This is a genomic window from Agathobaculum sp. (genome assembly GCF_034098985.1).
Classification (GTDB): domain Bacteria; phylum Bacillota; class Clostridia; order Oscillospirales; family Butyricicoccaceae; genus Agathobaculum.
The window spans coordinates 1-13,091 of the sequence record NZ_JAXEOA010000004.1; the positions used below are offsets into that span (position 1 = coordinate 1).

Here is a 13,091-nt window from a genome sequence, read left to right on the forward strand (position 1 = left end):
TAAATGTACTAACAGAGAGAAATTTCAATCCACGCTCCCGCGAAGGGAGCGACAAAAGACGCCGGCCACCGGCCACCTGAATGCCAAATTTCAATCCACGCTCCCGCGAAGGGAGCGACGCGGTTCGGCTGTAACGCTCTCCTTTAGTAGTGTGATTTCAATCCACGCTCCCGCGAAGGGAGCGACGATATGTCACGCTGACCGCTGTTAAGCCATATTCGATTTCAATCCACGCTCCCGCGAAGGGAGCGACGGACGCGAGAAGCGGCAACAGAAGACGGACGAGATTTCAATCCACGCTCCCGCGAAGGGAGCGACTTCTCTTTCTCGATCCATGCGCGGGAATTATCAAGAATTTCAATCCACGCTCCCGCGAAGGGAGCGACGCTATATGTACAAAGCGAGATACACCAGCGACGAATTTCAATCCACGCTCCCGCGAAGGGAGCGACTTCAAGCTGGTTCTCGGTGGATACGCGGACATAACCATTTCAATCCACGCTCCCGCGAAGGGAGCGACGACAAAAACATACAAAACTCGTTTGCTGGTTTTGTATAATCAGCATAAGATCGGCCATTTACTTTAAGACGTGGGGCATTACGTAGTATAAAAAAGGAGCAAAAGAGGTGTTATAGCCTGAAAAAACAGTGCGAACCCCGCCAAGATTTCTTGTGAACTGCCCCTTCGCACCATTATAGTAACAGCGTATCCCCGGGCAGATAGGTTTCCCTGCAGCCGAAATGCTCAATTCTATTTTCATAGCGCTTTCCCAGATAATAGAACCGTAGGCTGTCTTTTTCCGGATCCATGATGGTGCACAGCTTGGCTTGCAGGCTGCGGCACTGCGCCGGGTCGAGCAGGCACTCAAAAACTGAGCACTGCACCCGCTGGCCGTAATTGACACACTGTTTGGAGATCTGCCGCAGGCGCTTTCTGCCCGCGGCATCCTGCGTATTAACGTCATATGTGATGAGAACCAGCATACCATGCCCTCACTTCCACAAAAACGGCGGATACGCGTCCACGTCGCCGCGTAGATACCGCGCAAGCAGCAGCGCCTGGATGTAGGGTACCATGCCCCACTGCAGCTTTTCTTTTAGATAAGGGTGCGTCAACGTATCCTTTTTCTTTTCTTGCCAGGCTTTTAAGAACGTTTTTCTGGCATCGTCGGCCATTAGTACAGCGTCGCTTTCACGTGTTTCGAAATCCGACGGCGCGACCATGCGGTTGTTGACCAGCGTCAGAACAAAACGGTCGGCCATGATGGGGCGCAGCTCCTCCATCAAATCGAGCGCGAGGGACGATCTACCCGGTCTGTCTCGGTGCAGAAAACCGACGTATGCATCCAGCCCAACGCTCTCCAGCGCGGACGCGCAGTCGTGCGCCAGCAGGCTGTACGCAAAGGAAAGCATCGCGTTGACCGGGTCGAGGGGCGGTCGGCGGTTACGTCCGCGGAACGCAAAGACCTCTTTATTATTTAGGATCATCTCGTCGAAAACGCTGAAATACGCGGCCGCGCCCGTCCCCTCGAGCCCGCGCAGGCTGTCGAGCGAAATCTCTTCGGCGGCAAGTGGGAGCAGCGCCTTAATCCTGGCGGACGCGTCCGCCAGCTTTGCGCCGTCTACCCGCAGGCCGTGGTCGCGCCGGGTGCGCTCGATGCTCCAGCGGGCGTTTGCCAGCTTGCCGAAGATCATTGTCCGCGCGGTACGGCAGCTTTGCAACGGATCGTCCGCCGCCCGGTACTGTGCGCGGCGCAGCAGTACGTTGCCGCCGCCCTGTCCGCATACCCGCGCAAGGAACCGCCCGCGCGGCGTACAGAGCGCAAAGCCCACGCCGCGCTCTGCGCACGCGCCCATCAGCGCGGGGGAGGCGCCGGCGTAGGAAAAGGACACGATATTTTGCAGCGTATGCAGCGGATACCGCGCCACGATCTGTTTTTCACGGTTCGCTACCACGTTTTCACCGTCCAGGGATAGGTAAATATCCTCTGAGGTCACAAAAAGCGTGTTCAGCAGCTGTTTCATGGCGTTTCTCCTATCGCATCGGACAGATAATCCGCGACCGTCCCCGTGCGGAGCAATCCGGGCAGGCAAAGCTCCTTCAGAGAGCACGCGCCGCAGGCTTTGGTGGGTTTTACCTTGGGCGTATAGCCGCGCTGGTATAGCTGGTGCATTTCCGCAAGGCAGTCCCGCACGGCTTGGCGCAGTTCCTGCGTGAAAGGCACCGGGACGCGGCGGCGCGTCTCCCCAAAGTAAAGCGCGCCCTCCGGGACGGCGCAGCAGAGCATTTCCTCTAGGCACATGGCCTGTGCGCAAAGCTGCAATTCGTCGCCCCCGCGCCCGCCCGGCGCGCCGCGCTTGTATTCAACGGGATACGGCTGCCAGAGCCCGTCCCGCCCGGGAAGCGGCACACCCGTTTCACCGCGGTGAAATTCGACGATGTCGCACTCGCCGGACACGCCGAGCGATGCGGAGGATACCGCGAGGCCGCGCGTTGTGAGCAGACTGCCCCGGCTTTCGCGAAAGCCTTTGTCGTGTGCGTTGCGGTGCAGCAGCGCGCCGTCCACCGTGCGGAAATTTTCTGCCCATTGGCGCTCGATATGGATGAGTGCCCACTGCCGGCGGCAGAATTTAAAATGCTGAAGGCCGGATAATTGGAGGAAATCCTCCTCTTTATAATCCATCAATGATCTCACAGTGTAGCCCGGGCAGTTCGCCAAGGGTGATCTCGTAATTGTCCACGCTTGTGGGTGCGGCGACGTCCTGCTTCAGTTTGGCCTGCACCAGTTCATGCACCTTGGCCGAGGAATGCTGCCCCGACGGACAGTTATGCTCCCACCAGTAAAGCTTTACGACCTCCATCGAGCCCTCCGGGCGCGCCGCAGAAGCGTCGTTTTCAAACAGGGTGCGCAGGCACTCCTTGACCGTTTGCGCGTCCTCTTCGCTGAATCCGGTCTTTTCCGCAAGCTGTACGTTGATCGCGCCCTTAACTTTATATAGGCCGAAGCGGACGAAGTGCTTGGAACCCATGGTGTCCGAGCTGCGTTTTTCACCCGGTTCACCGTTTACGCTCTTGGTGATCTGCATTGACCGCACCTCGACCGGGGACACGCTGACCGCCTGATGGATGGAGACCGGCCCGCGCACGCCGACCGACACGCCGCTTTTATCCGCCTTGAACGCGAATACCTGGCCGAACGCGCGCACATCGAGCCACTTTTCGCAGGCGATGCGGGCGTATTCGTCCGCGTCCGTTACCTTGCCGATCTCCTTAGAGGCGCGCTCGCTCAGGCTTTTATATCCGTCCTCGCAGCGGTCGGCCGACTGGACGAAGATCTTGTGTCCCATATCCTGCATGCGGTTGCGGATTTTGCGCTTGACGCACACATCGGAGATCTCGCCGAAGCTCTCGTAATCCGTGCGGGGGCGGTTGCCGTTGAGCGGGTCGCCGTTTCCGTTTGCCATTTTGACGCTGACCAGCGCGACAAAGTCGATCTTATTCTGCAGTTTGCTCATGTTCTTTTTCCTCCGTCTCCGTTGTGTCTTTTTCGTTGCCGCGCGCCGCGCGCTGGTGGTAATAGCCGAGCAGGTACACGTCGTCCAGCTTTTGGTTCAGCGACGGGTCATCCCAGTCGAGCTTGTCCGTGATTTCGCTGATGATGTTTTTGTACCAGGCGCGCAGGTTGGGGGTCAGACGCGCAAAATAGGGATTTAACTGCTCGCCGAGGATGCGCCATGCGTACAGCGGTCGCTGCGCAAAGACCGTCTGCATGCGGATGGCGTTGGTCTCGCGGCCTTCCTCCTTGCCGTAGGTGCTGCGCTCGACCTTTTCCGCCACGGCCAGCAAGCGGCCGAACAGATAGCTGCGGTCCGTGCAGGATGTATCCAGTGCCAAGGTCCATTCCTCCTTTTTGTCGTTGTGGTATTTGCGGATGACGGCGCACGCCGTATCCAAAACGCTCTTCCGGTTGCCGCGGCTGTAGGCCAGCGGCATGCCCGCCCGTGCGGCGAGCGCGCGGACGATGTCGGCCGGCAGGGGACGGCCGTCCAGCAGGCAGGGCAGCAGTTGCTGAATATGTTCCCGCTGCACCCGTTCGTCCGCCTCGATAAACTGTCCCTTTTCCGTGCCGAACGCGCAGTCCACGATGCGGCGGAGGGACGGCGCGTGCACGCCGAACCGGCCGGAATCCACGCAAAAGGTATCATACCAGCGTTCGATGCGGTCGAGGAAGTCCGAGCCTCTAAGTTCGTTATAGTAGGTGACGCTCAGCCGGCCGGGCGTGGCCGCGTCCAGCGCGGCGACGACCACGCCGTCCGCCGGCTCGAGTTTCTGCCGGTAGCCGCCAAGCGTTTCAAGCAGATTTTTTCGGTAGCTGGGGAAATCCGGCGCATGGTTTTCTGAAAAACCGAACAGCGAGAACGACGGCACTTCCCGCCCATCTGGATTCCAACACAGGAACGTACGGCCGCCGATCATCACGCCGTGGTTGGCGGCGACCCAACGCAGCGCGCTGTGCGCTTGCTGCGAGGCCGTATAGCCGACGCTCACCGCCTGCTCCGCCTTGACAAAGCGGCCGCGGTAGGTGAAGCCCGCATGGTCGTTGGAGGAGATAAGCTTTGCGTTGCCGTATTTGGCGACCACGCCCTTCTGATGCATGCTGCAAAACATATCCTGCCGCCCGGAGACCATGCAGAGATCTTTCGGCCGTCCTTCGCACTGCGCGGCATAGAACTGCGTAAAGCTGTCGAACAGCGTCGTATCCCGCCAACATTCCGCAGAGGTGTTCTCGGGTTTGGGCAGCACGCGCCAGCGCACCAGCCATTTCCCATATTTATCCGGCTTATCCTCCGGCAGGATCAGGCCGGCGGCGGTCAGGTCGGCAATCACGCTGCCGCCCTTTATGTAGCGGAGCACAGCCTGCACCTTGGGGTGCGTGAAAGCCGACGACGCCCAGGCCTCAAGCTGCGCGACATATGTCTCATGCGGCCCTCCGCCATCTGGCGTCAGATAAGCGAGCTGGTCGCAGAGCGGATGGGGACAGGGGGCCGACGTCCGGTTTGCGGATTCGATCGTGGCCGGGATGATGGTCTTGGCGTCCTCCTTGGGCACAGGAGACGCGCTTTGGAAAACGCCGCCGTCTGAAATAGTGATTTCAAGCTGTGCGTTTTGCACAATGTGCGACACGGGCGTCAGCGGTTCCTTTTCGCCCTCGTGCATCACGCCAACGCGGTGCGCCTGCGTTTGATAGGTGCGGTAGGCCGCCGCGAGTAGTCCCATTCACTCCACCTCCCCAAACAGGCTGTCCGCACTTTGGAAATTGCCGAGCGCCTCGCCAAATGGTTTGACTGCCATTTCCCGCGCCGGGCGGGCGACCGGGCACTGCTCCGGCCGGGCAAATTCGATCACGCCCCGGCGCATCACCGGATACCAGAACCGGACGGTCATCTTGCCCTCCGTTTCAGGGGAGTACGCCTCGTCTGCATAGGTGATGCCGTGGTAGGTCAGGCCAAACGCGAGCTCGGAGGTGCCGTCGTAATCCCCTTCACCTTCGCCGAATATACAGGGCGATACATATCCTTGACATTCCCGCGCGCCAAGGAAAATATCGCGCCGCCCGCCGCGCTCGATCATTCTCCGCGCGATGTTGTGGTGCTTGTGCTCGTTGCGGTCACCCGCGAGCGCGGGGCGGTTTTCGTTCCACTCGAAATGCGCGCGTACTTGATAGCGGCAGTCTTTCAAATAGGTATAGTAAGACAGGTCGTTTTTATTATCCTGCCAATGGATGGGGCGAACGCCCTTGACCTCGGTCTGGATCGGGTTCATCACGCGCACCGCATCGATATACCAGATGAACGTGGGCTTCCAATAAACTGAGCTGAGTACGCCCTTGAGCGCCTCATAAGTGGGGATCTGAAGCGTACACTTCTCCCCGCCGACGCGCAGGATCGGGTCGGAGAACAGCGCGTAAGCGCCGGACACCTCAAATTCTACCGTGTTTCGATAGGCCATATCACACCTCCAAAAATATATTGACATCCCCCTCCGGGGAAAAACCTGTCTGGTCGGAATAAAACTCTGGGCGGAGCGCCAGCACCGCCCCTTCGCAAAGGGGATAGACGCCGCCGCGTTCACGCAGGCGGTCAACTTCATATTGATACAACGGGATAGAAAACGCGCCCGTCTGCCGAAACAGGTCAAAGCGGTACGCCAAATCATGCCCCGCCTGGGGCGAACCGAGCGACGCGATCAGCGCCGCGCCGCCGCCATACGGCACGAGGACGTCTACCGCAGCGTCATCGAACACATGGAAAGCCTGCCCCGCAGTGGCGAAAGCCTGCCCTATCAGATAATTTTCTGCCGCCGCGCAGTGGCCGCGCCCTTCGCTGTTGAGGGACAGCAGGTCGAGCAGCGTGCCGCCGCCCGGCAGCGGGTAGTCCTGCGCGCCCTGCTTCATCTCGGCGTACAGCGTTTGGTAATACGCGCGCACGGCCACCGCGCCCGACAGGTCGTTTCCAAATGTCTCAGGATCGCGCGCAAACTGCAGCAAAACCGAGGCCATGGCCTGTTGGGACTGCGCGATCTCTTTTAAATGCGAAAGGTTTTCACACTGTAGTCGAACTATATAAACCGGGCGCACCCCGCCGAGCTCGCCGCTCCGGTTGCAGCGTCCGGCAGACTGGATTAGGTTATCCAGCCCGGCCAACACGCGGATAACGCAGCCGAACGAAAAATCGACGCCGGCTTCGACCAGCTGGGTTGATACACAGACCACCGGGCCGCGCCCGGCAAGCGCCTGTTTGATCTTGTCTATGGTCGGTATCCGGTGCGCCATGCACATAGCGTTGGATAAATGGAACAGCTGTCCGCGCCACCGGCTGCGCATCGCGGCATAAAGCGCGCGCGCCTGTGTCCGGGTATTGCAGATCAGCAGCAGGCTGCCGTTCGCCTCCGCTTGGGAGGCCGCGAAATCCGCCAGTTCCTCCACTGTGAAGCCCGGCGGCTCCAAGCGGCTGATAAACTCTGTGCGGTGGAATGTCCGGCTTTCGTCCTGCGGGACGAGCTCGGGCTGCTCCGCATACCGCAGGCGGTGCGCGGCCTGCTCCAAACACGGCTGTGTGGCTGAACAGAGCACGACGGACGCGCCGCAGAAGCCGACAAGGTAATTCATCGCCAAATTGAACTCAGATAGCAGGTTCCGCGGCACGGACTGCACCTCGTCGATGACAATCACGCTGCCGCGCAGCGCGCCCATGCGCCGGATGCACGAGGTCCGCCCGGCAAGCAGGGTGTTTAGCAGCTGGACAAGCGTGGTGACGACGACCGGCGCGCGCCAGTTTTCCAGCAGCAGCTCGTTTTCGTCGAGTTCGCCATCCACCGTATTTTCCCGCACGGCGTTGGAGTGGTGCTCTAAGATCAGTTCGTCGTCGCTGAGCCAGTCCCGGATGACCTTCGCGTTCTGTTCAAGTACGGAAAGAAGCGGGATGACGAAAAAGATCCGCTCCCCGCCCAGCGCCGCCGCCGCGAGCGCGTAGCGCAGCGACGCCAGCGTCTTGCCGCCTCCTGTAGGCACATTCAGCCGGAACACGCCGCCGCCTCTGTCAGCCGCGGCGCGGCAGCAGTCGGAAATGCGTTTTCTCGCCTGATTGATATCGCCCGTGTCTGAAAAAGCGGCGAGCCGGGATTCGAATGCGGTAAGCAGGGTGTCCCAGCAGACATCCGGCGCGTCCCCACACACGGCCGCCCGGGCGTATTCGGCGGTGTCCTGCCGGTCGCCCTCGATAACCGCTGAAAGCGTTTGCCGGGCGAGCAGGCCGAGATAAAACAGCATTTCCTGCTCACTGTCCGCAAGCTGCCGCAGCCGTTCGCACGCGGCGGTTACCTCACGGACGGCCTCGCCGAATAGGCGGTCGAGTGCCTGCTCATTTTCGCAGTCCCGCAGGAAGGCTGCGCGCGCCTGCACGTAGCCCGTGCCCTCGGTTTCCAGACGGCGGCGGAAGCCATCCGCCCCATCTAGGGCGATGCAGTCGAACTGCCCATGATGCGCACCGACGGCATAGGCGACAAGCTCGCACGCAAGCGAGCGGAAGGATTGCTCCTTATCCGTATGCCAGCGTTCGAGTGCGTACCGCGCGCCCGCAAACGTGTGGTTGACGCTGCCGCGGCGCACCTCTTCGCCCGCCGCCGCCCGGCGGAGATAGTCTTGAAAGGCTGTGGAATACTTGCCCATATCGTGCAGCAAGCCGGCTAAATAAGCCGTTTTTTCCATGCCCGGCGGCGCGGATGCGCTGGCGTATACGGCGCACTGGCGGCAATGCGCCGCAAGCGGCTGGAATTGCAGGCTGCCTTTTTCATCCCTGCGGGAATGCGCGATTTCACACATAACAGAACGCCTCCCATGAAATGCACGGGTTGTTATCTGCTTCCAGCATACCACAGCTAAAGTACAATAAAAAGGACTTTTAAGCGTTTTGCAGATTTTTTGTAAAGTTTTGCGTTGCAGGTGTTCGGTTGTTTTGTAACCAGTATAGCATAGGCCGCGGATCATTTCCAAGAATATTCCATAAATCGGCATATGCCATGGCGGTTTCAACAATTCACATAAAATGCATTTGTGGATTTTGACAATATGCCTAGAATCGAAATAAAAAACAGACCAAAAATTATGGAAGCTGTCTTTTTAAAACATTGGAACTTTGTGCGTTTCGTCGCAAAATAGAGCTTACAGAAAGCGGAATCTATGCAATATCACAAAATATGGAAGCGAGGTCGGAAAGGGATGGAGCTTTGTTACAACCTGCAAACCTGTTCGGAAACGTCGACCCTGGACCGCGACGTGAGGCTGTGCGCCGAGGCGGGCTTTCCGCTTATTGAAATCGATTTCCAGAAAGCGCGCCAGTACCTGCAAAGCCATTCGCTGGACGACCTGACCGGGCTTTTGCGGCGGTATGGCCTGAAATGCGCGACGATCAACGCGATCTTTTCCATCAATTTCTGCTCGGAGGCGCAATGGGCGGACATTTGCAGTCAGTTCGACTTCGCCTGCGATCTGGGACGCGCGGCGGGCGCGGACACGGTGATCGTGCTGTCAAGCGAGCGCGCCGACCTGCCAGACGGCTGGACGCCGGAAGCCGTTTTCGAGGATACCGCCGCCGCGCTGCACCGTTTAGCCGATCTAGGCCGCAACAGCGGCATGAAAATTGCGTTCGAGCCGGTCGGCACGATGGCAATTGGCGACATCGCCACGGCATGGCGGCTGGTGCGGGAGGTCGACCGTCCCGAAGTCGGTCTGGCGGTGGACGATTTTAACCTCTTCCTATGGGATGTAGGAGCGGATTTCGATATGATCCGCGGTCTTGATCCGGAGAAGATCTTTATCGCGCACATTAACGATGCGGATGCCATGCCTTTTGCACAGCTCGACCAGATGCACCGCTGCATGCCGGGCGACGGCCGCATCGACGTGCGGCGGTATATGGACTGCCTGCGCGCCTGCGGCTACCGCGGGCCGGTTTCGGTCGAGGTGCTCAATCCGCGCATTTGGGCAAGGGGGCCGGAAACGGTGATACCGGAAGCATACGAGAGGCTTCGCAAATTCGTCTTTTGATGCCGCGCCGTTACTGCAGGACGGCGTAGCATTCTTTAGAAATAGGCCGCACAGGGCGGGGGGAAGAGGTCTCCCAGCGGCCACCGGTCACAATATAACTGTGGAATAGGAGAACGGTATGAGTAATTTACAAGACGAAAGCAGACGCTATTATGTCAAAATCGGTACCGGGGAAAAAATGGCCTACGGCTTTTGGGGCTTCGGCAGCGATTTGGTATTCCAGACCATCACCATTTATCTCACTTTCTTCTACACCGACATCTTTGGGATTACGCCGGCGCAGGTCACTGTGTTATTTCTGGCTGCGCGCGTATGGGACGCGATCAACGACCCGCTGATGGGCGCAATTGTGGAAAAATGCCACTTCAAGCATGGGAAATATATCCCGTGGTTCGTCGGCCTGTGTATTCCCTATGGAATTTCAACAGTCCTCGTGTTTACCACGCCGGAAAGCGTCAGCAAGGTCGCTTATGCGTGGTTTACTTACATCCTCTTCGGCATGCTGTTCACCGGCATCATCATCCCGGTTACCTCGCTGTCCTCTTCGATGACGCAGGACCCCATCGAGCGCGCCAAGCTCAATTCTTTCCGCATGTTCTGCTCGGGCATCGGCGGCGTCGCCTGCTCGATCCTCGTCCCCAAGCTGTCCGCCAGCCTCGGCACCACCCCGCAGAACGGCTACCAGCGCGCGATGCTCGTGCTGTCCGTCGTGATGGTCATTTCGTTCCTCACTGCGGGCAAGGTGTGCAAGGAGCGCGTCCCCGAATCCGCGCTGGACGCGGAGGAGCCGTTCCGCTGGCGCGATATCGGCACCCAATTTTCCAAAAACAAACCGCTGCTGATCCTGTTCGTCATGTATCTGGCGGCTTATACGTACAACATCATGGTTTCCTCCGTGGGCACCTATTTCATCCAGTATAATCTGGGCGGACGGATGGATATGGGCACGTGGAATTTGCTTCAGACCCTGCCGTCGATTATTCCGATGCTGTTCGTGCCGGCAATCGCCAAGCGCGTAGGCAAAAAGATGACGATTATTTACGGCTGCATCATTTCGACCATCGGTATGCTGCTTTTCTTCGTGATGCCGGACGGCGCGCTGACCGGCTTCTGCATCGGCAAGGCGCTCGGTTCGTTCGGCTACGGCATGACGCTGGCCACCATGTGGTCCACCCTGCCGGACTGCGTGGAATACGGCGAATATGCGACCGGCCGCCGCTGCGGCGGTTTGATCTTTTCGCTCGCCTCATTCTCAATCAAGATTTCCATGACGATCGCGGGCATCGTGCCTACCATTTTGTTTGACCGCACCGGCTATGTGCCAAACGCTGTGCAGAACGCGGCGACACTGACCGCCATTAAGGCGCTCAACTCTCTGATCCCGGCCATTATCCTGATTATCGGCATTGTGGTATATACGCGCTATACGCTCACCGAAAAACGCTTTGACGAGATCGTGCAGGAACTGACTCGCCGCCGTCTGGCAAGGTCGGAAACGCAATCATAAGCAGTGTCAATTTAAGAAGCAAGGAGGCTTTTTCTATGAAAGTCGTATGCGGCGTAAAAGTCGGCAATATGAAAGACCGTGACGAGGCAAAGCGCGGTAAGGTCGGTATCGTAGACTTCCCGGTAAAGGAAGTCGGTCCGGACGATGTGAAGATCAAGGTAGCCTATTGTTCGATATGCGGATCAGATCCGCATATCGTCGGCGGCGCGTTCGGCTGGGAGCCTCCGTTCGGGCTGGGGCATGAAATGTCCGGCGTGATCGTCGAGCTCGGCGAAACCGCAGGCAATACGGGGCTGAAAGTTGGCGATAAAGTCGGCGGCAATTTCCTGAAATATTGCGGCAGCTGCTACCACTGCAAGACCGGTAACCCGGAATACTGCGAGGACGTGGGGAATGAGCCATGTATGGCGGAATACGTGGTCTGGCACAAGTCGCAGGTCGTCAAACTGCCCGAAAGCGTCAGCTTGCTGCAGGGCTGCATGATGGAGCCGTTGTCCATCGGCGTGCGCATTATGGATAAATGCAATTTGCAGACGGGCGGCCGCGCGCTGGTCTCGGGCGGCGGCCCGATCGGGCTGATCGTCTGCCAGCTGCTTAAAAAGCGGGGCGCGGCCTGCCTTACCCTGAGCGAACCAAACCAGGAGCGCTGCCGCATCGCCAAAACGATCGGCGTGGATTATACGGTCAACCCATTGGAGGAAAACCTGTTCGAGCGCGGCATGGAGCTGACCGGCGGCCATGGTTACGATGTGATCGTCGAGGTGTCCGGCGTGCCGAGCGCGGCGGAAAACGTGCTGCCGCTCGCGGCTAAATGCGCAACCGTGTTGTTCTCCGCGATGTTCCCGAACAGCTACGACCTGCCGTTCAACCTGTTTGAATACTGCTATAACCGCCAGATCACCGTTTCGGGCACCTACTGCACGCATTTCAACTTTGAGCGCACGGCGCTGATGCTGTCTGACATGGACTTCAGCGCATTTACCGCGCCGGAGCAGATTTTTGATATCGATGATTGTGAGCAGGCATTTGCCGCCCATCTCAGTGGGAAATACCCCAAAATCGTCATCCGGTGCAACAAGATCGACGGCGAATGAGAAAGAAGGTCATTTCAATGAGCGAGAACATACTTACCACCATTCCGGAACTGGAAAACAAATGCGCGGACATCCGCAGCGACCTGCTTCGTTTTATCTACCGCATCGGCATGGGCCATCTGGGCGGCGAGCTGTCCATTGTTGAAATGGCGGTGGCGCTCTATTACAAATACTTAAACTATGATGTGCTCGATCCGCACAAGGAGGGGCGCGACCGCTTTATCCTGTCCAAGGGGCACTGCTCGGAAACACTGTACACCATCTTTTCCGACCTTGGCGCCTACACGCAGGATTACATGGTGGAGCATTTTGAAAACCTCGAAAACTACAAGTTCGGTATGCACTCCAACCGCAAGAAATGCCCGCAGATCGAGGTTTCGGCCGGCTCGCTCGGCCATGGCCTGCCGATCGCGGTCGGCTATGCGCTCGGCGCGCGCTACCGCAGGGAAAACTACCGCGTGATCGTTATGATCGGAGACGGCGAGTTTGACGAAGGCACCAACTGGGAGGCGCTTATGTCCGGGGGGCACTACCAGCTGAGCAACCTAACCTGCATTTTGGATAAAAACGGTCTGCAGATGACCGGTACGACCGAGCACGTAATGAATTTGGGTGATGTGGCCGCCAAGGTCAGCGCGTTTGGCTGGAACGTGATCGAGGTAGCGGACGGCAACGACATGTCGCAGGTCTGCGCCGCACTCGACCAGCTTCCCAAACGCGACTGCGAAAAACGTGCCAAGCCGACCTTTATCGTCTCCAACACGGTCAAGGGCAAGGGCGTCAGCTTCATGGAAAACAACCACAAATGGCACGGCGGCGGAATCAGCGAGGACGACTTGAAGACCGCGCTGGCAGACGTTGCGAAAATGAGAAAGGCGTGAAGCG

Annotated in this window: 11 protein-coding genes and 1 CRISPR repeat array; of the genes, 4 read left to right on the top strand and 7 right to left on the bottom strand. The window is 58.6% G+C overall.

The window, feature by feature from the left end:
- The first annotated feature begins 21 nt into the window (after positions 1-21).
- Positions 22-520: direct repeats of the CRISPR family, unit length 32 nt; unit sequence ATTTCAATCCACGCTCCCGCGAAGGGAGCGAC.
- A gap of 173 nt (positions 521-693) precedes the next feature.
- The 7 genes from cas2 to cas3 are packed head-to-tail and all read right to left on the bottom strand — an operon-like array spanning position 694 to position 8,381.
- Positions 694-984 (bottom strand): CRISPR-associated endonuclease Cas2, encoded by a 291-nt coding sequence (gene cas2, locus SO058_RS00975; protein WP_320841138.1) that lies wholly within the window; start codon positions 982-984, stop codon positions 694-696.
- A 9-nt stretch (positions 985-993) separates the two neighbouring features.
- Positions 994-2,025 carry a type I-C CRISPR-associated endonuclease Cas1c gene (cas1c, locus tag SO058_RS00980; protein WP_320841139.1) on the bottom strand — a complete coding sequence of 344 codons (1,032 nt, stop codon included), beginning with the start codon at positions 2,023-2,025 and terminating at the stop codon, positions 994-996.
- Positions 2,022-2,684: a CRISPR-associated protein Cas4 gene (gene cas4 / locus SO058_RS00985; RefSeq protein ID WP_320841140.1), complete on the bottom strand. Its 663-nt coding sequence runs from the start codon at positions 2,682-2,684 to the stop codon at positions 2,022-2,024. The genes cas1c and cas4 overlap by 4 nt, the downstream gene beginning before the upstream one ends.
- A complete protein-coding gene (cas7c, locus tag SO058_RS00990; protein WP_320841141.1) occupies positions 2,674-3,516 on the bottom strand; it encodes a type I-C CRISPR-associated protein Cas7/Csd2 in 843 nt (280 codons plus the stop codon). Before cas7c ends, cas4 begins: the two co-directional genes overlap by 11 nt.
- Positions 3,497-5,278, bottom strand: coding sequence for a type I-C CRISPR-associated protein Cas8c/Csd1 (cas8c, locus tag SO058_RS00995; protein WP_320841142.1), 1,782 nt, complete (start codon positions 5,276-5,278; stop codon positions 3,497-3,499). The genes cas7c and cas8c overlap by 20 nt, the downstream gene beginning before the upstream one ends.
- Positions 5,279-6,010, bottom strand: a complete 732-nt coding sequence (gene cas5c, locus SO058_RS01000) for a type I-C CRISPR-associated protein Cas5c (protein WP_320841143.1) — start codon at positions 6,008-6,010, stop codon at positions 5,279-5,281.
- 1 nt (position 6,011) lies between these two features.
- Positions 6,012-8,381, bottom strand: a complete 2,370-nt coding sequence (gene cas3 / locus SO058_RS01005; RefSeq protein WP_320841144.1) for a CRISPR-associated helicase Cas3' — start codon at positions 8,379-8,381, stop codon at positions 6,012-6,014.
- Positions 8,382-8,777: 396 nt separating this feature from the next.
- Here cas3 and SO058_RS01010 point away from each other — a divergent pair, with 396 nt between their 5' ends.
- From SO058_RS01010 to SO058_RS01025, 4 genes are all read left to right on the top strand, one after another.
- Entirely contained in the window at positions 8,778-9,605 is an 828-nt protein-coding gene (locus SO058_RS01010; protein ID WP_320841145.1) for a sugar phosphate isomerase/epimerase family protein, read from the top strand.
- A gap of 118 nt (positions 9,606-9,723) precedes the next feature.
- The gene (locus SO058_RS01015; protein WP_320841146.1) at positions 9,724-11,112 is read left to right on the top strand and encodes an MFS transporter; all 1,389 of its coding nucleotides are present in this window, start codon (positions 9,724-9,726) and stop codon (positions 11,110-11,112) included.
- Positions 11,113-11,147: 35 nt separating this feature from the next.
- On the top strand, positions 11,148-12,206 hold the full coding sequence (locus tag SO058_RS01020; protein ID WP_320841147.1) for a zinc-dependent alcohol dehydrogenase: 1,059 nt from the start codon (positions 11,148-11,150) through the stop codon (positions 12,204-12,206).
- Positions 12,207-12,223: 17 nt separating this feature from the next.
- On the top strand, positions 12,224-13,087 hold the full coding sequence (locus SO058_RS01025) for a transketolase (RefSeq protein WP_320841148.1): 864 nt from the start codon (positions 12,224-12,226) through the stop codon (positions 13,085-13,087).
- Positions 13,088-13,091: the final 4 nt, after the last annotated feature.

Coding starts and splice junctions, on each gene's coding strand:
- cas2 (WP_320841138.1), bottom strand. CDS start 984: ATGCTGGTTCTCATCACATATGACGTTAATACGCAGGATGCCGCGGGC.
- cas1c (WP_320841139.1), bottom strand. CDS start 2,025: ATGAAACAGCTGCTGAACACGCTTTTTGTGACCTCAGAGGATATTTAC.
- cas4 (WP_320841140.1), bottom strand. CDS start 2,684: ATGGATTATAAAGAGGAGGATTTCCTCCAATTATCCGGCCTTCAGCAT.
- cas7c (WP_320841141.1), bottom strand. CDS start 3,516: ATGAGCAAACTGCAGAATAAGATCGACTTTGTCGCGCTGGTCAGCGTC.
- cas8c (WP_320841142.1), bottom strand. CDS start 5,278: ATGGGACTACTCGCGGCGGCCTACCGCACCTATCAAACGCAGGCGCAC.
- cas5c (WP_320841143.1), bottom strand. CDS start 6,010: ATGGCCTATCGAAACACGGTAGAATTTGAGGTGTCCGGCGCTTACGCG.
- cas3 (WP_320841144.1), bottom strand. CDS start 8,381: ATGTGTGAAATCGCGCATTCCCGCAGGGATGAAAAAGGCAGCCTGCAA.
- SO058_RS01010 (WP_320841145.1), top strand. CDS start 8,778: ATGGAGCTTTGTTACAACCTGCAAACCTGTTCGGAAACGTCGACCCTG.
- SO058_RS01015 (WP_320841146.1), top strand. CDS start 9,724: ATGAGTAATTTACAAGACGAAAGCAGACGCTATTATGTCAAAATCGGT.
- SO058_RS01020 (WP_320841147.1), top strand. CDS start 11,148: ATGAAAGTCGTATGCGGCGTAAAAGTCGGCAATATGAAAGACCGTGAC.
- SO058_RS01025 (WP_320841148.1), top strand. CDS start 12,224: ATGAGCGAGAACATACTTACCACCATTCCGGAACTGGAAAACAAATGC.